The sequence below is a fragment of the Stenotrophomonas sp. YJH_SMC_6 genome (assembly GCF_059371335.1).
In genome coordinates this window covers 19,709-39,955 of record NZ_JCAFUM010000018.1, presented here as the reverse complement: position 1 = coordinate 39,955, position 20,247 = coordinate 19,709, and the positions used below count along the sequence as shown (strand labels likewise).

Annotated in this window: 20 protein-coding genes; 18 read left to right on the top strand and 2 right to left on the bottom strand. The window is 66.9% G+C overall.

The genetic code is table 11. The features are described 5' to 3' along the window. Window positions 1-496: 496 nt before the first annotated feature. On the bottom strand, window positions 497-2,560 hold the full coding sequence (locus AC5P9N_RS19450; protein WP_208180503.1) for a 3-hydroxyacyl-CoA dehydrogenase NAD-binding domain-containing protein: 2,064 nt from the start codon (window positions 2,558-2,560) through the stop codon (window positions 497-499). A 235-nt stretch (window positions 2,561-2,795) separates the two neighbouring features. Between AC5P9N_RS19450 and rpoE the strand changes: the two genes are divergently transcribed. The 9 genes from rpoE to recO all read left to right on the top strand — a co-directional run bounded on the left by rpoE (window position 2,796) and on the right by recO (window position 11,464). Next, window positions 2,796-3,416: an RNA polymerase sigma factor RpoE gene (rpoE, locus tag AC5P9N_RS19445; RefSeq protein WP_005414197.1), complete on the top strand. Its 621-nt coding sequence runs from the start codon at window positions 2,796-2,798 to the stop codon at window positions 3,414-3,416. Continuing rightward, window positions 3,413-4,294: a sigma-E factor negative regulatory protein gene (locus tag AC5P9N_RS19440; protein ID WP_049402273.1), complete on the top strand. Its 882-nt coding sequence runs from the start codon at window positions 3,413-3,415 to the stop codon at window positions 4,292-4,294. Before rpoE ends, AC5P9N_RS19440 begins: the two co-directional genes overlap by 4 nt. A gap of 74 nt (window positions 4,295-4,368) precedes the next feature. Further along, the gene (locus AC5P9N_RS19435; RefSeq protein ID WP_099484532.1) at window positions 4,369-5,904 is read left to right on the top strand and encodes a DegQ family serine endoprotease; all 1,536 of its coding nucleotides are present in this window, start codon (window positions 4,369-4,371) and stop codon (window positions 5,902-5,904) included. A 180-nt stretch (window positions 5,905-6,084) separates the two neighbouring features. Beyond that, on the top strand, window positions 6,085-7,878 hold the full coding sequence (gene lepA / locus AC5P9N_RS19430) for a translation elongation factor 4 (RefSeq protein ID WP_005410603.1): 1,794 nt from the start codon (window positions 6,085-6,087) through the stop codon (window positions 7,876-7,878). Between the two features lie 54 nt (window positions 7,879-7,932). Next, the gene (gene lepB / locus AC5P9N_RS19425; RefSeq protein WP_005410602.1) at window positions 7,933-8,727 is read left to right on the top strand and encodes a signal peptidase I; all 795 of its coding nucleotides are present in this window, start codon (window positions 7,933-7,935) and stop codon (window positions 8,725-8,727) included. A gap of 52 nt (window positions 8,728-8,779) precedes the next feature. Then, complete coding sequence (locus tag AC5P9N_RS19420; RefSeq protein ID WP_005410601.1) at window positions 8,780-9,163, top strand: DUF4845 domain-containing protein; 384 nt, start codon at window positions 8,780-8,782, stop codon at window positions 9,161-9,163. Further along, complete coding sequence (rnc, locus tag AC5P9N_RS19415; protein ID WP_005410600.1) at window positions 9,153-9,833, top strand: ribonuclease III; 681 nt, start codon at window positions 9,153-9,155, stop codon at window positions 9,831-9,833. The genes AC5P9N_RS19420 and rnc overlap by 11 nt, the downstream gene beginning before the upstream one ends. Next, window positions 9,830-10,726: a GTPase Era gene (gene era / locus AC5P9N_RS19410; protein WP_005410599.1), complete on the top strand. Its 897-nt coding sequence runs from the start codon at window positions 9,830-9,832 to the stop codon at window positions 10,724-10,726. The genes rnc and era overlap by 4 nt, the downstream gene beginning before the upstream one ends. A gap of 18 nt (window positions 10,727-10,744) precedes the next feature. Next, a complete protein-coding gene (gene recO / locus AC5P9N_RS19405) occupies window positions 10,745-11,464 on the top strand; it encodes a DNA repair protein RecO (protein ID WP_005410598.1) in 720 nt (239 codons plus the stop codon). A gap of 598 nt (window positions 11,465-12,062) precedes the next feature. Here the strand turns inward: recO and AC5P9N_RS19400 are convergent. After that, on the bottom strand, window positions 12,063-12,791 hold the full coding sequence (locus AC5P9N_RS19400; protein WP_099484537.1) for a response regulator: 729 nt from the start codon (window positions 12,789-12,791) through the stop codon (window positions 12,063-12,065). A 127-nt stretch (window positions 12,792-12,918) separates the two neighbouring features. On the opposite strand from AC5P9N_RS19400, the gene rlmD reads away from it, so the two are divergent. The 9 genes from rlmD to AC5P9N_RS19355 all read left to right on the top strand — a co-directional run bounded on the left by rlmD (window position 12,919) and on the right by AC5P9N_RS19355 (window position 20,247). After that, window positions 12,919-14,253, top strand: a complete 1,335-nt coding sequence (gene rlmD, locus AC5P9N_RS19395; protein ID WP_005414201.1) for a 23S rRNA (uracil(1939)-C(5))-methyltransferase RlmD — start codon at window positions 12,919-12,921, stop codon at window positions 14,251-14,253. Between the two features lie 34 nt (window positions 14,254-14,287). Next, window positions 14,288-14,773 (top strand): CYTH domain-containing protein, encoded by a 486-nt coding sequence (locus AC5P9N_RS19390; protein WP_005414202.1) that lies wholly within the window; start codon window positions 14,288-14,290, stop codon window positions 14,771-14,773. Between the two features lie 113 nt (window positions 14,774-14,886). Further along, entirely contained in the window at window positions 14,887-15,582 is a 696-nt protein-coding gene (locus AC5P9N_RS19385) for a DsbA family oxidoreductase (RefSeq protein ID WP_005414203.1), read from the top strand. Window positions 15,583-15,742: 160 nt separating this feature from the next. Next, the gene (gene nagZ / locus AC5P9N_RS19380; RefSeq protein ID WP_005410593.1) at window positions 15,743-16,750 is read left to right on the top strand and encodes a beta-N-acetylhexosaminidase; all 1,008 of its coding nucleotides are present in this window, start codon (window positions 15,743-15,745) and stop codon (window positions 16,748-16,750) included. Beyond that, window positions 16,750-17,304 (top strand): hypoxanthine-guanine phosphoribosyltransferase, encoded by a 555-nt coding sequence (locus tag AC5P9N_RS19375; protein ID WP_005410592.1) that lies wholly within the window; start codon window positions 16,750-16,752, stop codon window positions 17,302-17,304. The genes nagZ and AC5P9N_RS19375 overlap by 1 nt, the downstream gene beginning before the upstream one ends. Window positions 17,305-17,386: 82 nt before the next feature. Next, window positions 17,387-18,133: an S-methyl-5'-thioinosine phosphorylase gene (locus AC5P9N_RS19370; protein WP_005410591.1), complete on the top strand. Its 747-nt coding sequence runs from the start codon at window positions 17,387-17,389 to the stop codon at window positions 18,131-18,133. A gap of 88 nt (window positions 18,134-18,221) precedes the next feature. Continuing rightward, window positions 18,222-18,428: a cold-shock protein gene (locus AC5P9N_RS19365; RefSeq protein ID WP_005410590.1), complete on the top strand. Its 207-nt coding sequence runs from the start codon at window positions 18,222-18,224 to the stop codon at window positions 18,426-18,428. Window positions 18,429-18,531: 103 nt separating this feature from the next. Then, window positions 18,532-19,800 carry an FAD-dependent oxidoreductase gene (locus AC5P9N_RS19360; RefSeq protein ID WP_012480967.1) on the top strand — a complete coding sequence of 423 codons (1,269 nt, stop codon included), beginning with the start codon at window positions 18,532-18,534 and terminating at the stop codon, window positions 19,798-19,800. Between the two features lie 177 nt (window positions 19,801-19,977). Continuing rightward, window positions 19,978-20,247, top strand: coding sequence for a hypothetical protein (locus tag AC5P9N_RS19355; protein ID WP_024958257.1), 270 nt, complete (start codon window positions 19,978-19,980; stop codon window positions 20,245-20,247).

The following is a 20,247-nucleotide window of genomic DNA, read 5'->3' as shown; positions in this document are numbered from 1 at the left end:
GCCCCTCGTGGCTGGTTGCTTGGTCGTGTAAAGCAAAAGCTGCGCTTGGCCGGGCGGGTGGGTTACGCAGGACACGCCGTAAACCCATCCATGGGGGCTCGATGGCGCCATCCATGGCGCCAACGGTCCTGCGCAACCCACCCGCCCGACCTCTGACAGTTTCCGTGTGCTGTCCAGCCACGTAGAAGAAAAAAGAAAATCAAAATCAAACGCCGGTCGCTTCGCTCCTGGTGTCGACCAAGGTCGACACCTACCAGTCATCGCAGTTCACTCACCGTCACCGGAAATCTGTCAGGGGTGGGGCGGTGTGGGCAGGCAGGACCGTTGGCGCCATGGATGGCGCCATCGAGCCCCCATGGATGGGTTTACGGCGTGTCCTGCCTGCCCACACCGCCCCGCCCACCAAACAGAAAAGCCAGAGCCGGCTGTTGCTCCGGCTCTGGCTTTGGCTTTGGTTTGAAACGCGGGTGCCGGGCCGCAGGCCCGGCCGATAAACTCACACCACCGGTTCGCGCAGGGCGGGGTTGTCCCAGCCCGGACGCGGGGCGAAGCGGTCGCCGTGGCGCTGCTGCAGCGCCTTCAACCGCTCGACGATCGCATCGGCACCGACCGCACGGATGTGCTGGATCGGACCACCGCGGAACGGGGCAAAGCCGGTACCGAAGATCACGCCGGCATCCAGCAGGTCCGCATCGGCCACAACGCCTTCGTGCAGGCACGCCACCGCCTCGTTCAACAGCGGCAGGATCAGGCGGTCCTCAAGATCGGCCGGGGCCTGGTAATCGCTGGCCACGTCCGGCTTCTTCGGCTTGCCGTTTTCCCAGGTGTAGATGCCCTGGCCGTCCTTCTTGCCGCGCTTGTCCGGCTCCACCGTCTGCAAGGCCGCTGGAATCTGCAGGCCCAGGAACGGCGCCAGTTCGCGGCCGACGCCGGCGGCCACGTCCAGGCCGACGGTGTCGATCAGTTCGATCGGGCCCATCGGCATGCCGAACTTCACCGCGGCCCTGTCGATCACCGGGCCCGGAATGCCTTCGGCATACGCGGTGGCGGCTTCCAGCATGTAAGGGAACAGCACGCGGTTGACCAGGAAGCCCGGGCTGCCGGCCACCGGTACCGGGAACTTGCCCAGCGCCTTGCAGAACGCGGCCAGGCGGCGCTCGGTCTCCGGCGCCATGCCGTCGTGGTGAATGATCTCCACCAGTGGCATCTGCGCCACCGGGTTGAAGTAGTGCAGGCCAGCGAACTGCGCCGGGCGCTGGATGTGGTCGCGCAGTTCCACCAGCGGAATTGACGAGGTGTTGGTGGTCAGCAGCGCGTCCAGCTTCATCTTCGGTTCCAGCGTCTGGTACAGCGCACGCTTGGCTTCCGGGTTCTCGATGATCGCTTCGATCACCAGGTCGGCCTCGGCCACGCCGTTGCCTTCCAGGTCGGCACGCAGGCGCGCGGCCACGGCGGGGCGCTTGCTCTCGTCGCGCACCTTCTTGGCGAACAGCGCCTGCGCGCGCTCCATGGCGGGGTCGATGAAGCGCTGCTCGCGGTCCTGGAGAGTCACTTCAAAGCCCTTGTAGGCGGCCCAGGCGGCGATGTCACCGCCCATCACGCCGGCGCCGACCACGTGCACGTGGCGGATGCCGGAATCACCACCACCGAGGCCCTTCAGGCGTTCGGTGAGGAAGAAAATGCGGATCAGGTTGCGCGCGGTCGGGGTGCTGGCCAGCTTCACCATCGCGCGGCGCTCGGCGTCCAGACGCGCCTGGATCGGCTTGCCGCCACTGCGCTGCCAGGTGCTGATCAGCGCGTAGGGCGCCGGATACTGGTCCTTCTTGGCCTTGCGTGCGACCTGCTTGACCATCTGCGGTGCCAGCAGCGTGCGTGCCAGCCAGGTGTTGGTGGCCCAGGCCGTTGCGCGCTGCTTGAACGGGCGCGTGGTGCCGGACAGCGCCAGCGCCACGGCGGTGTCGAGCACCACGGCCGGTGCCACCACCTTGTCGACCAGCCCGATGCCACGCGCGGCCGAGGCCGACAGCGTACGGCCGGTCAGCATCATGTCCATTGCCGCTGGCGCGCCGACCAGCTGCGGCAGGCGCGCGCTGCCGCCCCAGCCCGGGAAGATGCCCAGCTGGGTTTCCGGCAGGCCGATGCGGGTGCTGCTGTCATTGGAGGCCACGCGATAGCGGCAGGCCAGCGCCAGCTCGGTGCCGCCGCCCAGGCAATGGCCGTGGATGGCCGCCACGGTGGGGCAGGGCAGCTCGGCCAGCTTCTGGTAAGTAGCCTGGCCGCGGCGGATGGCGTCGTTGACGGTGCCGCGACGGTCGAACTCCTGGAACTCCTTCAGGTCCGCCCCGGCAATGAAGCCGGCTTTCTTCAGCGACTGGATCACCACGCCCTTGGGCGGGTCCAGTGCAATGCGCTCAAGCAGGTCACCCAGCTCCAGCAGCACATCCTGCGACATGGCATTGACGCTGCTGTCCTGGCGATCCAGGGAGAGGACCACCACGCCGTCGTCGCGGATCTCGGGGTGCCAGTGGCTGAAGCGGAGACCATCGAAGCCTGAGAGCATGGACGTTCCATCCGGTTGTGTATGGAGAAGCGGCTATGATCCAGAGGTTGTTTCCCCCGCGTCAAATCCCAATAGCAGGGGAGTGGCGACCCCGGATCCATGGCCGTGGACCGGAACGCTAACGGAACGGTGGTTAAAAGCTGGTGCGGCGCCGGGTGATCGGCGACTGAACTTTTCCCGGGATTGGCAGTCTCATTGCCCGACGTCGGTTGGGCTGACAGGAGTGCGGCCCCTCATGGCCGAGGTTGATACACCACAGGAGCTGGATCTGGAACTGGTCCGGCGCGTGCAGCACGGCGAGAGCGCCGCGTTCGATGTCCTGGTGCGCAAGTACCAGCATCGCGTGGTGGCCCTTGTCGGCCGCTACATCGCCGACTGGAGCGAATGTCAGGACGTCGCCCAGGACACTTTCATCCGCGCCTATCGCGCGATCGGAAGTTTCCGTGGCGACGCCCAGTTCTCAACCTGGTTGCATCGAATCGCCGTGAATACCGCCAAAAACTACCTGGCTTCACACAATCGACGGCCACCGACCGATGACATCGACATCGGCGATGCCGAACAGTTCGACAGTGGTACGCGCCTGCGCGACACCGACACGCCCGAACGCGAGTTGATGCGCCAGGAGCTGGAACAGACGGTGATGAAAGCCGTCAACGCGCTGCCGGAAGAGCTCCGGTCGGCGATCACCCTGCGCGAGGTGGAAGGCCTGAGCTACGAGGAAATCGCGCAGAAAATGGGGTGCCCGATCGGCACTGTGCGTTCACGGATCTTCCGGGCGCGCGAGGCGATCGACACCGAACTCCGGCCGCTGTTGGACATCGGCAGCGCCACCCGTGAGAAGAGCCGCGTATGACCAGTAATCCGTTCAACGAATCGCAGAACCATCAATCGCCCGCCGGGCAGCGCCTGGACCAGCGCCATCGCGAGCAGCTGTCGGCCCTGGTCGATGGCGAGCTGGGCGCCGATGAAGCGCGCTTCCTGCTGCGGCGGATGGAGCATGACCCCGAACTGGCCGGCTGCCAGGAGCGCTGGCAGCTGCTGGGCGACGTGATGCGTGGGCAGGCGTCGGCACTGGCCCCGGCCGGGTTCAGTTCCGCCGTGGCTGCTGCCATCGCCGCCGAGCCTGCGCCGCAGGCCGAGCCGCGCCGTCAGGTGCGTCGCAGTGGCTGGCGGGCCTGGGGCGGTGGTGCCGCACTGGCCGCTTCAGTGGCAGCGGTGGCGCTGTTCATGGGCGGTGAGAAGCTGAAGGAAGCCACCCCGGGCGAGCCGTTGGCACCTCAGGTGATCGCCAGCCAGGCGGAGCTGCCGACCGTGCCGACCGATCCTGCCCCGGTTACCGAAGCCTCTGCAGACACGGCCGCGATGGCTGTGGCGGCGGCTCCCGCCCTGGCGATGGCCACTGCCGGTCGCCGCCAGGATACCCGCCGCGCCAGTGCCACCCGCAGCCAGCAGGCCGCGCGTGCCGCCCAGCGTGAGGACGTGCCGCAACGCGCGGTGGCTGCTGCGCAGGCGCCGCTGACCCCGACCATACCGGCCAATGGCAGCCGCAACATGCCGTTTGGCGAGGTCGGTGGGCTGCAGGCGCGGCCGTGGCCGCGTTCCAGCCTGGCGCCTGCCGCCGGCGGCGCGCTCAATGCCAGCTTCCCGGCCCATACCGGTGGCGCCGCGTTCTACCCGTTCGAGCCGCGCCTGCAGGACGACCTGCCGGTGCCGCCGCGCCCGCGCGACTGAGCCGGGCGCTTTCACGCCCCGCCGTCAGCGGGGCCCGTATTCCTCTTTCCATCCGATCCGGAGGTTGCCGTCCGATGACTCCCCGACTCCGCACGCAGGCCATGGGCCTGTTGGCCCTGACCCTGCCGCTGGTGGCCTGCGCGCAGGCACCGGCTCCGGCCGCCCAGACCCAGGCTGCTCCAGCCACCGCGCCAAGGGCACTGGCACAGCCGCTGGTTACCGGCCTGCCCGATTTCACCAACCTTGTTGAACAGGTCGGGCCGGGTGTGGTCAACGTCGACACCACCATCGTCCGCACCAACCGCCAGGCTTCGCGGGGCCCGATGGGCGGTGACGACGACATGCCGGAATTCTTCCGTCGCTTCTTCGGCCCGGACTTCCCGATGCCGGGGCAGGGCCCGGGCGGCCCGGACGGTGGCCCCAGCATCAAGGGCCGCGGCATGGGCTCGGGCTTCATCATTTCGCCCGATGGCTATGTGCTGACCAACTACCACGTGGTGGCCGATGCCAGCGACGTGAAGGTCAAGCTGGGCGACAGCCGTGAGTTCAACGCCAAGGTGGTGGGCAGCGACCAGCAGTACGACGTGGCGCTGCTGAAGATCGATGGCAAGAACCTGCCGACCGTGCGCGTGGGTGATTCCAATACGCTGAAGCCCGGCCAGTGGGTTGTCGCGATCGGCTCGCCGTTCGGTCTCGACCATTCGGTCACCGCCGGTATCGTCAGTGCACTGGGACGTAGCACGGGTGGCGCCGACCAGCGCTACGTGCCGTTCATCCAGACCGACGTGGCGATCAACCAGGGCAACTCCGGCGGTCCGTTGTTGAACACCCGCGGCGAAGTGGTCGGCATCAACTCGCAGATCTTCTCCGCCTCCGGCGGCTACATGGGCATCAGCTTCGCGATCCCGATCGACCTGGCGATGAGCGCGGTCGAGCAGATCAAGAAGAGTGGCAAGGTCACCCGTGGCCAGCTGGGTGCGGTGGTCGAGCCGATCGATGCGCTGAAGGCGCAGGGCTTGGGCCTGCCCGACAGCCGTGGCGCGCTGGTCAACCAGATCGTCGCCGGCAGTGCCGCAGAGAAGGCCGGTGTGCAGATCGGCGACGTAGTGCGTTCGGTCAACGGCAGCCCGGTCAACAGCTGGTCCGACCTGCCGCCGCTGATCGGTGCGATGGCACCGGGCAGCCGGGTCACGCTGGGGGTGATCCGCGACGGCAAGCCGCGCGACCTCAGCGCCACGCTCACGGCGCTGAGCGAAGACGGTCAGGGCAATGCCCGTGCGGCGTCTGCCGCCAGGCCCGATGCGGCACCGCAGGCCGGCGCCAATGCCCTGCTGGGCCTGGACGTGAGCGACCTGACCGCACCGCAGCGCAAGCAGTTCGGCCTGGATGGCAACGAAGGCGTGCGCATCACCGGAGTCAAGGGCCAGGCGGCGCGTGATGCCGGCCTGTCTCCGGGCATGGTGATCCTGCAGGTCGGCCGCACCCCGGTCGGCAGCGTGGAGAGCCTGAACCGGGCGCTGTCCAGCTACAAGAAGGACGACGTGGTGATGCTGCTGGTGCGCACCGGCAACGGCAACAGCGCCTTCGTGGCGGTCAAGGCCGGCCAGTGAGGCCTGCCGGGGCCGCTTCGGCGGCCCCTGTTTCTCCCCTGAAGCCCCGCTCTGGCGGGGCTTCGGCCTTTCCGGGCGGGGCCCGAGCAGTCCGCTTTCGCGGTGGGGCGCCGGGCATGCGATAATCGACCGTTACCCTGACGACGCCGCGCGCCGCCGCCACCTATGTCTTCTGATTCGATGCGGAACATCCGCAACTTCTCCATCATCGCCCATGTCGACCACGGCAAGTCCACGCTGGCCGACCGCATCATCCAGCTCTGTGGTGGCCTGCAGGCCCGCGAGATGGAAGCGCAGGTGCTCGACTCCAACCCGATCGAGCGCGAGCGCGGCATCACGATCAAGGCGCAGTCGGTGTCGTTGCCGTACCTGGCCAAGGACGGGCAGACCTACCATCTGAACTTCATCGACACCCCCGGCCACGTCGACTTCTCCTATGAAGTCAGCCGCTCGCTGGCCGCCTGCGAAGGCGCGCTGCTGGTGGTCGATGCGGCCCAGGGCGTGGAAGCGCAGTCCGTGGCCAACTGCTACACGGCGGTGGAGCAGGGCCTGGAAGTGGTGCCGGTGATCAACAAGATCGACCTGCCGACCGCCGACATCGAGCGCGCCAAGGCCGAGATCGAGGCCGTGATCGGCATCGACGCCTCCGACGCCGTGCCGGTCAGTGCCAAGACCGGCCTGAACGTGCAGGACGTGCTGGAAGCGATCGTGCATCGCATCCCGCCGCCGACACCGCGCGACACCGAGAAGCTGCAGGCGCTGATCATCGACTCCTGGTTCGATAACTACCTGGGCGTGGTCTCGCTGGTACGCGTGATGCAGGGCGAGATCAAGGCCGGTGACAAGCTGCAGGTGATGTCCACCGGCCGCAACCACCAGGTCGACAACGTCGGCGTGTTCACGCCGAAGCGGAAAGTGCTGCCTGCGCTGCGTGCCGGTGAAGTGGGCTGGGTCACCGCCAGCATCAAGGACGTGCACGGTGCGCCGGTCGGCGACACCCTGACCCTGGCCGGCGACCCGGCACCGAAGCCGCTGCCGGGCTTCCAGGAAATGCAGCCGCGCGTGTTCGCCGGTCTGTTCCCGGTCGATGCCGAAGATTACCCGGACCTGCGCGAAGCGCTGGACAAGCTGCGCCTGAACGATGCCGCGCTGCGTTTCGAGCCGGAAAGCTCCGAGGCGATGGGCTTCGGCTTCCGCTGCGGCTTCCTGGGCATGCTGCACATGGAAATCGTGCAGGAACGCCTGGAGCGCGAGTACAACCTGGACCTGATCAGCACCGCGCCGACGGTGGTGTATGAAGTCCTGAAGACCGATGGCTCGATCATCAACATGGACAACCCGGCCAAGCTGCCGCCGGTGAACCAGGTCGAGGAGATCCGCGAGCCGATCATCCGTGCCAACGTGCTCACTCCCGAGGAGTACATCGGCAACATCATCAAGCTGTGCGAAGAAAAGCGGGGCAGCCAGATCGGCATCAACTACCTGGGCAGCCAGGTGCAGATCAGCTATGAGCTGCCGATGGCCGAGGTGGTGCTGGACTTCTTCGACAAGCTGAAGTCGGTCAGCCGTGGCTACGCCTCGCTGGACTACCACTTCGTCCGCTTCGACGCCGGCCCGTTCGTGCGCGTGGACGTGCTGATCAACGGCGACAAGGTCGACGCACTGTCGCTGATCGTGCACCGCAGCCATGCCGACCGTCGTGGCCGTGAGCTGTGCGAGAAGATGAAGGACCTGATTCCGCGCCAGATGTTCGACGTCGCCATCCAGGCTGCGGTCGGCTCGCAGATCATCGCCCGTACCACGGTCAAGGCCATGCGCAAGAACGTGCTGGCCAAGTGCTATGGTGGCGACGTTTCGCGCAAGAAGAAGCTTCTGGAAAAGCAGAAGGAAGGCAAGAAGCGCATGAAGCAGGTCGGCCGCGTGGAGATCCCGCAGGAAGCGTTCCTGGCCGTGCTGCAGATGGACAACAAGTAATCCCGCACCGGCCCTGCGGGGCCGGTCGTCCGGTGACGTTGCAAAGGACCCTGAATGAAACTGTTTGAGATCCTCCTGGTCGTGCTGACCCTGGCCTCGGGCCTGATCCTGCTTGCGGACAAGCTGTACCTCGCCAAGCGTCGCGCCCAGCGCGCTGGCCTGCTCGATTCCGAGCCGGTGCTGGTGGATTACTCGCGTGCGTTCTTCCCGGTGCTGGCGATTGTGCTGATCGTGCGCAGCTTCATTGCCGAACCGTACAAGATCCCGTCCAGCTCGATGATGCCGAACCTGCTGATCGGCGATTTCATCCTGGTCAACAAATTCTCCTACGGCCTGCGCCTGCCGATCAGCAACACCAGGATCGTGCCGTTCGGCGAGCCCTCGCGTGGCGACGTGGTGGTATTCCACTTCCCCGGCCACAGCGACAACGACCCGGCCAAGGGCGAGAACTTCATCAAGCGCGTGATCGGCGTGCCGGGTGACACCGTGGTCTTCGAAGGCGACGGCGTGATCCTCAATGGCGAGCCGCTGAAGTACGACAACAAGGGCATCTACGCCGGCCACAAGGGTCAGGGCGAAGGCGCCAACCTGCTGGTCGAGCACCTGCCGGGCCGCACCCACACCGTGCTGGAGACCGACTACCCGCGCGGCCAGGGCCAGTGGACGGTGCCGGCCGGCAAGTACCTGGTGATGGGCGACAACCGCGACAACAGCGACGACGGCCGTTTCTGGGGCCTGCTGCCGGAGGAGAACCTGCGCGGCAAGGCCTTCCTGATCTGGCTGAACTGCCAGGGCTGGTTCTGCAAGGATGGCTTCGAGCCGTCGCGGATCGGCTCGAGCATCAACTGATCGGGCATCAACTGAGTACCTTCACATCCAACGCGTATCTGGGGAGAACGCAATGAAGACGATGAACACGCAGCGCGGCATGACCCTGACCTCGTTCCTGACGGTCCTGATCGTGGTCGGTTTCTTCCTCTACATCGGCATGAAGCTGTTCCCGATGTACCAGGAGTACTACGCCGTGCGCTCGGCGATGAAGAGCCTGGCCAACGAGCCGGGCGTGGGCAGCATGGAGCCGTCGCGGATCCAGGACCTGTTCTTCAAGCGCCTGTACATCAACTACTCGGACAATGTGAAGCCGGCCAACGTGAAGTTCGACCGTCGCGACAATGGCTGGACCCTCAAGGTCAACTACGAAGTGCGTCGCCAGCTGATCGGCAACCTCGATGTGGTTGGCAAATTCGATTCTTCCCAGGACCTGACACGAAGCGGTGCCCAGTAAATTCATCCAACGTGGCGACCTGATCGGTCATGCCTTCAGCGACCCGGCCCTGCTCAAGCAGGCGCTGACGCATCGCAGTGCCGGTGCGCCGCACAACGAGCGCCTGGAGTTCCTCGGCGACAGCATCGTCAACATGATGGCGGCCGAGGCGTTGTACCGACGCTGGCCCAAGGCTGACGAAGGGGCGATGACCCGTGCCCGTGCCGAGCTGGTGCGCGAAGGTGCGTTGGCGGTGATCGCGCGCACCCTGCAGTTGGGCGAGCGGCTGACCCTGGGCCCGGGCGAAATGAAGTCCGGCGGTCATCGCCGCGACTCGATCCTGGCCGACGCAGTGGAAGCCGTGGTGGCTGCGATCTACCTGGATGCCGGCTTCGAGGCCTGCCGGGCGGTGGTACTGCCCTGGTTCAGCGCTTCGATCGAGGCGCTGCCGGCCTCCGGCCGCCCCGAGAAGGACCCCAAGACCCGCCTGCAGGAATGGCTGCAGGCCCGACAGAAGGCGTTGCCGCAGTATGAACTGGTGTCAGAATCCGGTGACGACCATGCCAAGCACTTCCGGGTACGCTGCAACGTAGCCGACCCGGCCGCCAGCACCGAGGGCGAAGGCGCCTCGCGGCGGCTTGCCGAACAACAGGCGGCTGCGGCCGTCCTAGAACAACTGGATTCCAAGTGAGCGAACAAACTCCTCATCATTGCGGCAGCGTGGCCGTCATCGGCCGCCCGAACGTGGGCAAGTCGACCCTGACCAATGCCCTGGTCGGTGCGAAGGTCAGCATCGTTTCCAACCGTCCGCAGACCACGCGCCATCGCCTGCTGGGCATCGCCACCTACCCGGAAGGCCAGCTGGTGCTGGTTGATACCCCCGGCCTGCACAAGGTGCAGAAGCGGGCGATGAACCGGGTGATGAACCGTGCCGCGCGCGGCTCGCTGGAGGGCGTCGATGCCGGCCTGCTGGTGATCGAGGCCGGTCGCTGGGATGAAGAAGACAGCCTGGCCTTCAATGTGCTGCGCGATGCCGGCATTCCGGTGGTGCTGGTGGTCAACAAGATAGATCGCCTGAAGGAAAAGGGCGCGCTGCTGCCGTTCCTGCAGCAGGTGACCGAAGGCCGTGATTTCGCTGCCGTGCATCCGATCTCGGCGCAGAAGCGCAATGGCCTGGAAGCGTTGGTGCGCGACGTGCTGAAGCTGCTTCCGGAAGCGCCGCCGATGTTCGGCGAGGACGAGATCACCGACCGCAGCCAGCGTTTCCTGGCCGGCGAGCTGGTACGCGAGCAGCTGATGCGCCAGCTCGGCGAAGAGCTGCCGTACGCCACCACCGTTGAGATCGAGCGCTTCACCGAGGACGGCAACCTGTTGCGCATCGGCGCGGTGATCTGGGTCGAGCGCGAAGGCCAGAAGGCCATCGTGATCGGCAAGGGCGGTGCCCGCCTCAAGGAGATCGGCGCCAAGTCCCGCCTGCAGATGGAGCGTCTGTTCGGGGCCAAGGTATTCCTTGAGACCTGGGTGCGCGTGCGTGAAGGCTGGTCCGATGACGAGGCCGCGCTGAAGGCCTTCGGTTACGAGTAAGCCGTTGCGGTCGTTTCGATGATGATCGAGGACGACACCGGCTTCGTGCTGCATGCGCGGGCCTACCGCGAGACCAGCCTGCTGGTCGAGGTGTTGAGCGCGCAGCATGGCCGCGTCGGCCTGCTCGCGCGTGGTGTGTCAACCGCCAAGGGCCAGGTGCTGCGCGCTGCCCTGCAGCCATTGCAGTGGATCCGCTTCAGCGCCCAGCAGCGCGGTGAACTGGCCCAGTTGCGCGGGGCTGAAGCGCTGGACGCGGCCCCGCGCCTGGTCGGCCAGGCGATGCTGGCCGGCTTCTATCTGAGTGAACTGACCCTGCGCCTGGCACCTCGCCAGGATCCGTTGCCTGAGTTGTATCTGGCCTATGGCGAAGCGCGCGCACGGCTGGCGGTCGGTGCCGGCCTGGCCTGGACGCTGCGTCGTTTCGAGCGCGAGCTGCTGACCGCGCTGGGCCTGGGTTTCGAACTGGACAGTGCCAGCGACGGCCAGCCGATCGACCCGGCCGCGCGCTACGAGCTGGACCCACAGGAAGGCGCGCAGCGCCTTCTGAGCGAACGCGGTGGGGAACGCCGGGCGGCGGCCACTGGCTCGGCGCTGCTGGCGTTGGCGGCCGACGAAGAGCCCGCTGCCGCCGACCTGGCCAGCCTGCGCCTGCCGATGCGGCGGGTGCTGGCCCATCACCTCGGGCCACGCGGCCTGAAGTCCTGGGAAATGCTCGAGCAGCTCGCGCCCCGCAGGTAGGGGGTGTTCGGCAGGGCTTGCAGCCCTGCACCTGCCGAGGCCAAAGCGACAGCAACAGCAACAGCAACAGCAACAGCAACAGCAACAGCAACAGCAACAGCAACAGCAACAGCAACAGCAACAGCAACAGCAACAGCAACAGCATGCATTCCGTGGGATGGCGGGATGGGTCCGGTTGAGGGGGACGCTGCAAGTACGTCCATGTAAGCTCGGTCGCCGCATCCATGCGGCTCACGCCCCCTCAACCGGACCCATCCCGCCTTCGACAGATTCTTGCGAGCTGTGGGAATGGCATGGGGTCGGATCCGTTCTCCACAGGAAAACGGATCCGACCCCAGATTGATTTCGATATCTGACAGAGATTCATCCACGCGTGGCGTGGATCTACCAGACACCGGGAAATTGTCAGGGGTGGGGCGGTGTCGGAGGGCGGGGTGTCAGCCGCATGGATGCGGCTGCCAAGCCCCCATGGACGGGTTTACGGCGTCCCCGCACTCCGATACCGCCCCGCCACCCCACGGAATGCCAGCTTTTGCTTTTGCTGTTGCCTTGGCCTGAAGCCTCTGCGGGTGCAGGGCGCAGCCCTGCCGAAAAACCCTCAATGCAGCAGGGCCGCCACCGCGTCGCGGAACCCCGCCTGGGCCTGCCCGGACTCGGGCGCATGATGCAGCTGCCGCACCGCCCGTCCCAGCCGTGCCGCGCCGACAAACCCACAGCTCGCCTGCAACCGGTGCAGCTGGCTGCGCAGCTGGCGCTCGTCGTGCTGGTCCACGGCCTGCTCGACCGCGTCGCGTACGCCCGGCAACTCGGCCAGGAACAGCTCGCGCAGCGCGATCAAGTGGTTGCGCTGGCCATTGAGCGCGGCCAGTGCCGCGGTCTCGTCCCAGTCCTGTACCTGCAGCTCGACCGCTGCCAGAGCCGGGGCAACGGAGATCCCCGCCGGGCTGTTCACCAGTGCCCGGCGCACGGCCTTCAGCAACTGGTCGCGGCCCAGCGGCTTGACCAGCGTGTCGCTGAAGCCAGCTTCGCGCAGGCGGGCATGGATGGAGGTGTCGCCATCGGCGGTATGCGCCAATGCCGGGGTATCGGGGTGTGAACGGCGCAGTTCACGCAGCAGCTGCGCGCCATTGCCGTCCGGCAGGTTGACGTCGATCAGCCACAGGTCATGCGCGCCGGGCTCGGCGCTGGCCAGCGCGCTGGCCAATGAATCTGCGGTGTCCACGTCCGCCGGTAACGTTTCCAACGCCGCTTTGAAAAAACCGCGGCTGATGATGTCGTCCTCGACAAGCAGGAAGCGGGGCCGGCTGGCCCGCGGGGTCATCTGCATCAGGGCTGCCTCCATGTCAGCTGCTGCAATCATCAAGCACGGCGGCGGCGGGCGCAAGCGGGTCCGGACCCTGCCAGTCAGGATCTGCGACAATGTGCCCCCATTTTTGCCCGCAGCCTGTTGCCACGTGGCCCGATCCCGCTCCCGCATCGACCGTACCCCGTTCCAGACCGAGATCCTCGACCTCAGCCATGATGGTCGCGGCGTCGCCCGCCGTGAAGGCGAGGGCGGCAAGGTCACCTTCGTCAGCGGCGCCCTGCCGGGCGAGGTGGTCATGGCCGAACAGACCGCCCGCAGCCGCCATTTCGACGAGGCACGCACGGTGGAAGTACTGCAGGCCTCGCCGCAGCGCGTGACCCCGAAGTGCCCGCACTTCGGTACCTGCGCCGGCTGCGTGCTGCAGCACTTGGACGAAGACCAGCAGATCGTCGCCAAGCAGCGCGTGCTGATGGACAACCTGGAGCGGATCGGCCATGTGAAGCCGGGCAAGGTGCTGGCGCCGCTGGTCGGCGAGAGCTGGGGTTATCGCCGCAAGGGCCGCTTCTCGGTGCGCCGGGTCGAGAAGAAGGACAAGACCCTGGTCGGTTTCCGTGAACAGGACCCGCGTTTCGTCGCCGACCTCAGCCAGTGCCTGACCGTGATCCCCGAGATCGGTACCAAGGTCGAGGCGCTGTCCACCTTCATCGAGTCACTCGATGGCAAGCGCGACATCCCGCAGATCGAATTCATCGCCGGTGACCAGGCGGTGGTGCTGACCGTACGCCACCTGCAGCCGCTCAGCGATGCCGACCGCGCCGCCTGGGCCGCCTTTGGCCAGCAGCATGGTTTCGTGATCTACCTGCAATCCGGCGGCGTGGACACCGTGCAGCCGCTGGACGGGCAGGGCGTGCCGCTGTCGTTCCGGTTGGCGCCTTGGGACGTGGAACTGGCGTTCCGCCCGCTGGACTTCATCCAGGTCAACGCCAAGCTCAACGAAAAGATGATCGCCCACGCCCTGGACCTGCTTGAGCCGGGCGAGGACGAACGCGTGCTTGACCTGTTCTGCGGCCTGGGCAACTTCACCCTGCCGCTGGCGCGCCGCGTGCGCGAAGTGGTGGGTGTGGAGGGCGATGCCGGCCTGGTCGCGCGTGCCCGTGAGAATGCCGTGCGCAACGGCCTGGCCAACGCGCAGTTCTTCAGCGCCGACCTGACCCAGGACCAGCGCAGCACCCCGTGGATGCGCCAGGGCTTTGACAAGCTGCTGCTGGACCCGCCGCGCTCGGGTGCGATCGAAGTGCTGCAGCAGCTGCCGCTGAAGCAGTTCAAGCGCATTGTCTACGTCAGCTGCCACCCGGGCTCGCTGGCGCGCGATGCCGGCTATCTGGTCAACGAACAGGGCTTCACCCTGGTCAGTGCCGGTGCGATGGACATGTTCCCGCACACCGCGCACGTGGAAAGCATCGCGGTGTTCGAGAAGCGCTGAGCGGCTGTCATCACCCATGGCGCATAATCGCGCCATGGGCATTGAAATCGAACGCAAATTCCTGGTCATCAACGATGGCTGGCGATCCGCTGCGCACCGGGTGATCCCGATGGCGCAGGGCTACATCAACGACATGGGCGCGCTGGATCGCGGTACCCAGAACGCCTCGGTGCGCGTGCGTATCGAGGGCGACCATGCTGCGCTGAACCTGAAGTCGCGCACCATCGGCCACACCCGGCAGGAATTCGATTACCCGATTCCGGTGGAGGACGCGCGCGCGCTGCTGGCGCTGTGCGTGGGTGGCCTGATCGACAAGCGCCGCCATCTGGTCGAGCACGCCGGCCTGACCTGGGAAGTGGACGAGTTCCTCGGCGACAACGCCGGCCTGGTGGTGGCCGAGGTGGAACTGGACAGCGCCGACCAGGCCATCCAGCTGCCGGACTGGGCCGGCGCGGAAGTCACCGACGACGCCCGCTACTACAACGTCGCGCTCGCCAGTCATCCCTATTCACAGTGGTGAAACCCTGAAAAGGGGACGGAGGGGATTAAGTCGTCTTTACCCCGCCTGTGCGGAAAGCGACTTAATCCCCTCCGTCCCCTTTTTTCGGCGGGGGCGGGCCCCACGTCGGTGGGATGAGAATCGACATCTACTCCGACGTGGTCTGTCCCTGGTGCTGGATCGGCAAGCATCGTTTCCAGCAGGGCGTGCAGTTGCTGGGCGCCGATGCGCCTGAACTCGATATCCACTGGCAGCCGTTCCAGCTGGACCCGGACGCGGACGACACCCCGGTGCCGCTGCGCGAGGCCTATGTGCGCAAGTTCGGTGGCGTCGAGCGCACCGAGCAGATCCTCGGCCAGACCCAGACCACGGCGCGTGCGGAAGGCCTGCCGATGGACTTCAGCCGGGGCCAGGTGCGGGTGACCACGCTGCCGGCACATCGGGTGCTGTGGCTGGCCGGCCAGCACGGCGTGCAGGACGCGGTCGGGGAGGCGCTGTTCCGCGCCCACTTCGAGCTTGGCCAGAACCTGGCGGACAGCGCGGTGCTGATCAAGGCCGGTGTGGCGGGCGGCCTGGACGGCGGCGAAATCGCGCAGATGCTGGCCTCCGACCGCGGCCTGGCCGAGGTCGAAGCCAAGCTGGCGGAGGCGCATGCGCTGGGCATCTCCTCGGTGCCGACCTTCGTCATCGATGGAAAGTGGGCCATTTCCGGGGCGCAGCCCCCCGAGGCCTTCGCCAACGCCCTGCGCCAGATTGCCGCCGAACAGGGCGCCCCGGCCACCCCGGCTGGCGACGACGAGGCCTGCGGCCCGGACGGCTGCAAGGTCTGAGCAGATCGGGGTCAGAGCCCCTGCGGGGATCCGGCCCCGGGGTCAGATCCCCGCAGGGGCTCTGACCGCACACTCCCCTTTTTCTGACCACTGCGCCTGTCGGCCAGTTCTGCGACAATGCGGCACTGCGCCATGCGGGCGCGCGTTGTGGAGATCGACCATGCTGCTGATCGGCGTTGCCGGCACCGAACTGACCGCCCAGGAACGTGACTGGCTGCAGCACGATGCCGTGGCCGGGGTGGTGCTGTTCAAGCGCAACTTCGCCTCCCGCCAGCAGGTGACCGATCTTAGCGCGGCGATCCGCGCCGCCGCGCCGCGCCCGCAGCTGATCTGCGTGGACCAGGAAGGCGGTCGTGTACAGCGTTTCCGCGAGGGTTACAGCGATCTGCCGCCACTGCAGGACATTGGTGCCCTGTATGCCACCGACCCGCAGCAGGCCTTGGCATTGGCCGAACGGCACGCCTGGCTGATGGCCAGCGAAGTACGCGCCAGCGGCCTGGACCTGAGCTTCGCGCCGGTGGTCGACCTTGGCCGTGGCAACCGTGCCATCGGCAACCGCGCCTTCAGTGAAGACCCGCAGGTGGTGGCCGCGTTCACCGCCGCCTACGTGCGTGGCATGCACTCGGTCGGCATGGCCGCCACGCTCAAGCATTTCCCCGGCCACGGCACCGTGCTGGAAGACACCCACGTCGATACCGCGATCGATCCGCGCGCGCTGGACGAGCTGCGCGCGCAGGACCTGGTGCCGTTCCAGGCCGGCATCGCCGCCGGTGCCGATGCGGTGATGATGGCGCACGTGATCTACCCGCAGATTGCGCCTGAACCGGCAGGTTACTCGCCGCGCTGGATCCAGGACATCCTGCGCGGCGAGCTCGGCTTCCGTGGCGTGGTGTTCTCCGACGACATCGGCATGGCCGCCTCGCACAGCGCCGGCGGCGTGCCGGCGCGCGTGCACGCCCATCTGGACGCCGGCTGCGACGTGGTGCTGGTCTGCCACCCGGAGCTGGTCGATGAAGCCCTGCACGCGGTGCAGGGGCGCTCCCTCAATACCGCTGCGCTGCTGGGCCTGATCGGCCGCGGCGCGCTCGGCTGGGACGGCCTGCTGGCCGATGCCCGCCATGGCGACACCCAATCCCGTCTGCTTGAAACCCTTGGAAGAACCGTCTGATGCCCAACCTCACCATTTCCCAGGCCCTGGCCCAGGCTGACCTGCTGGTCGACCGCCCCACCATCGACAAGGCCATCGCTGGTATCGCCGACGCCATCGCGCGCGATTACAAGGGCGAGGTGCCGCTGTTCCTGTCCATCATGCACGGTGCGCTGCCGTTCGCCGGCCAGCTGGCGCTGGAACTGGGCGCGCGCGGCCAGGACGTGCAGTTTGATTACCTGCACGCCACCCGTTACCGCGGTGAAACCACCGGCGGCGACCTGGTCTGGAAGCACAAGCCGGCCACCTCGCTGTTCGGCCGCCGCGTGCTGCTGGTCGACGACATCCTTGACGAAGGCTACACCCTGCAGGGCGTGCGCACCTGGTGCCTGGAACAGGGCGCAACCGACGTGCGCATCGCCGCGATGACGGTGAAGAAGCACGACCGCGCGCTGCCGGACGTGACCGCCGACTACGCCGGCATCGAACTGCCGGACCGCTACGTGTTCGGCTTCGGCATGGACGTCAACGAAACCCTGCGCTGCGTGCCGGCCATCTACGCGATGAAGGAATAACGGCGCAGCCGCCCGCGGCGCGTCTTCTTCTGCCGCCGGCATCCTCGGGTGCCGGCGTTCGTCTTTTCATGGAGTGCTTCGAATGCAACAGATCGCCCTGGCCGTGATCGGCGGTACCGGTGTCTACAACCTGGCCAAGCTTGACGACGTGCAGACCCACGAGGTCGACACCCGCTTCGGCCGTCCGTCGGGCCCGGTGCGCGTGGGCACGCTGCTCGGCCATCGCGTGGCGTTCCTGGCGCGCCATGGTGAAGGCCACTCGCTGCCGCCGCACAAGATCAACTACCGCGCCAACCTGGCCGCGCTGCAGCAGCTGGGCGCGCAGCGCGTGTTGGCGTTGAACACGGTCGGTGGCATCACCGAGAACTTCGGCCCGCGCGTGCTGGCCTGCCCGGACCAGATCATCGACTACACCTGGGGCCGCATCAGCACCATCTGTGAAGAAGAGGGCACCGATGTGGTCCACGTCGATTTCGGCCACCCGTACACGCCGATGCTGCGCAGCAAGATCCTGGCGGCGGCCAAAGTGACCGGCGTCACGGTCCATGACGGTGGCTGCTACGGCGCAACGCAGGGCCCGCGCCTGGAGACCATCGCTGAAATCGCCCGCATGCGCCGCGACGGCTGCGACCTGGTGGGCATGACCGGCATGCCGGAAGCCGCGCTGGCACGCGAACTGGGGCTGGATTACGCCTGCCTGGCGATCATCGCCAACTGGGCTGCCGGCTGTGGTGATGGCGAGGAGATTACGATGGCCGAAGTGCTGGCCAACGTACAGGCGGCCAGCAACGGACTTCCGGAACTGGTGGGCGAATTGGCGCGGGGGTGATTGTCTTCCCCGAGCAAGCTTTGCATACTCAGCTTGTGCGCGGGTTCAGCGTACACCACCCATTCATTGCATAAGGTCTCGCATCACCATGCCGAACGGTACCGTCAAGTGGTTCAACGACGCCAAGGGATTTGGCTTCATCTCGCCGGAGGATGGCAGCGCCGACGTGTTCGCGCACTTCTCCGCCATCAACTCCAAGGGCTTCCGCAGCCTGCAGGAAGGCCAGCGTGTCACCTATGACGTGACCCAGGGCCCGAAGGGTGCCCAGGCTTCGAACATCACGCCGGCCGAGTGATCCACTCGACAGTGCGTTGAAAACCCCGCTTCGGCGGGGTTTTTTTTTGCGCGGCGTGCCCGCGGCCGGTTCGCGATCCACCCGCCTCGGGCACAATGTGGCCATGACGGAACGACTGCGTATCGCCGTGATCGGCTACGGCACCGCTGGACAGGCGGTGTCCATCCTCCTCACCCGTGACGGCCACGAAGTGGAGATATTCGAACGCGTGCCGACGCCGGGACCGGTGGGTGCCGGTTTCCTGCTGCAGCCCAGCGGCCTGCAGGTGCTGTGGCAGATGGGCCTGCTGGATGCGGTGCGCGCGCATGCCGCGCCGGTGCACCGCCTGTATGGCGACACGCCATGCGAGCGCGCGGTGATGGACATGCGCTACGACGGTCTGGATGCGCGCCTGCATGGCCTGGGCATGCAGCGTGGGGCGTTGTTCTCGCTGTTGGACCAGGCGCGCGCAGGGGCAGGCAATCTGCATGCGGGCGTCACCATCGCTGCCGTGGATGCCGAGCAGGGCCGCCTGCGCGACAGCGAAGGGCGCCTGCATGGCCCGTTCGACCTGGTGGTGGCCGCCGATGGCGCGGCCTCTACGCTGCGCAGCACCATTGCCGGCGGTGCCGGGCTGGACCGCGTGTATCCGTGGGGAGCGCTGTGGTGCCTGTTGCCGGCTGAAGACTGGCCGCATGTGCAGGAGCTGCGGCAGCGCTACGTGGCCGCGCGCAAGATGATCGGCCTGTTGCCGGTCGGCACGCGCCCCGGCGATGACACGCCGCGCCTGAGTTTCTTCTGGAGCCTGCCACGCACCGACTTCGAGCGCTGGCAGGCCGATGGCATGACGCCCTGGCTGGACGAGCTGCATGCGCTGTGGCCGCAGGCCAGTGCGCGCTTCGCCCACCTGCGCGATGCCGGCCAGCTGGCGCGCGCGGTCTATCGCGATGCAGTGATGACGCGCTGGCACCAGGGCCGCATGGTGCTGGCAGGTGATGCGGCGCACGCGATGAGCCCGCAGCTGGGGCAGGGGGTGAACATGGCGCTGCTCGATGCTCTGGCGCTGCGCGATGCGGTGCGCACGCATGGCGGTGGTGCCGCTGCATTGCAGGCCTACCAGGCGCAACGCAGGGCGCACGTGGCGGTCTACCAGCGCTGGAGTCGCTGGCTGACGCCGCTGTTCCAGTCCGATCGCGATGCCTGGGCGAAGACGCGCGACGTGCTGCTGGGCCCGATGGGGCGCCTGCCCGGAGGCCGTGGCCACATGCTGCGCGTGCTCAGCGGCACGCAGCAGGGGTGGTTCGGTTCGCTTACGCTGGATCCGGCCTTCATCGACGCATTGGCGACGACGATGGAAATACCTCGCAGCAACGCGATCACGGCCACCGCGTGAAGCGTGCCGTCACGTGAATTAACGGTTGCCTCACCGCGGATGTGCGAGAAGTAGCTTGCACGCGACTGCGCGTCGCCCGTTTTCCTTTCCGTGATCAACATCGCGCGTGGCCCGGGCAGCGCTGCTGTTGCGGCCTGTTGCGGCCCAGACGTGCCGCTTGATGAAGAGGAGGACGCCATGTTGTTCGCGGTCGAAGAGCTGGAATCGGAAATCTGCAAGCTGCGTGGACTGCTGCAGATGCTGCACGAGGACCAGCCCGACGTACTGGAGGATGTATTCGAGTTCCATGTCGGCAGCCTGGTCAGCCATGCGTCGCCGGAACACCACGCACGCATCCGGACCTGCGCGCAGGAGATGCTGGCGGCAATCCAGGCCTTGCCGCGGCGGCGTGAGAATGACACCCCTGATTTCCAGTTGATGCCGCAGCTGGGCATTGGCCCGGCCTGA

Bases quoted from the DNA above. Each gene is read 5' to 3' on its own strand.
- AC5P9N_RS19365 (WP_005410590.1), top strand. From the start codon at position 18,222: ATGCCGAACGGTACCGTCAAGTGGTTCAACGACGCCAAGGGATTTGGC.
- AC5P9N_RS19390 (WP_005414202.1), top strand. From the start codon at position 14,288: ATGGGCATTGAAATCGAACGCAAATTCCTGGTCATCAACGATGGCTGG.
- AC5P9N_RS19435 (WP_099484532.1), top strand. From the start codon at position 4,369: ATGACTCCCCGACTCCGCACGCAGGCCATGGGCCTGTTGGCCCTGACC.
- nagZ (WP_005410593.1), top strand. From the start codon at position 15,743: ATGCTGCTGATCGGCGTTGCCGGCACCGAACTGACCGCCCAGGAACGT.
- rpoE (WP_005414197.1), top strand. From the start codon at position 2,796: ATGGCCGAGGTTGATACACCACAGGAGCTGGATCTGGAACTGGTCCGG.
- AC5P9N_RS19400 (WP_099484537.1), bottom strand. From the start codon at position 12,791: ATGCAGATGACCCCGCGGGCCAGCCGGCCCCGCTTCCTGCTTGTCGAG.
- AC5P9N_RS19355 (WP_024958257.1), top strand. From the start codon at position 19,978: ATGTTGTTCGCGGTCGAAGAGCTGGAATCGGAAATCTGCAAGCTGCGT.
- AC5P9N_RS19420 (WP_005410601.1), top strand. From the start codon at position 8,780: ATGAAGACGATGAACACGCAGCGCGGCATGACCCTGACCTCGTTCCTG.
- recO (WP_005410598.1), top strand. From the start codon at position 10,745: ATGATGATCGAGGACGACACCGGCTTCGTGCTGCATGCGCGGGCCTAC.
- lepB (WP_005410602.1), top strand. From the start codon at position 7,933: ATGAAACTGTTTGAGATCCTCCTGGTCGTGCTGACCCTGGCCTCGGGC.
- AC5P9N_RS19370 (WP_005410591.1), top strand. From the start codon at position 17,387: ATGCAACAGATCGCCCTGGCCGTGATCGGCGGTACCGGTGTCTACAAC.
- AC5P9N_RS19440 (WP_049402273.1), top strand. From the start codon at position 3,413: ATGACCAGTAATCCGTTCAACGAATCGCAGAACCATCAATCGCCCGCC.
- AC5P9N_RS19385 (WP_005414203.1), top strand. From the start codon at position 14,887: ATGAGAATCGACATCTACTCCGACGTGGTCTGTCCCTGGTGCTGGATC.
- lepA (WP_005410603.1), top strand. From the start codon at position 6,085: ATGCGGAACATCCGCAACTTCTCCATCATCGCCCATGTCGACCACGGC.
- AC5P9N_RS19450 (WP_208180503.1), bottom strand. From the start codon at position 2,560: ATGCTCTCAGGCTTCGATGGTCTCCGCTTCAGCCACTGGCACCCCGAG.
- AC5P9N_RS19360 (WP_012480967.1), top strand. From the start codon at position 18,532: ATGACGGAACGACTGCGTATCGCCGTGATCGGCTACGGCACCGCTGGA.
- AC5P9N_RS19375 (WP_005410592.1), top strand. From the start codon at position 16,750: ATGCCCAACCTCACCATTTCCCAGGCCCTGGCCCAGGCTGACCTGCTG.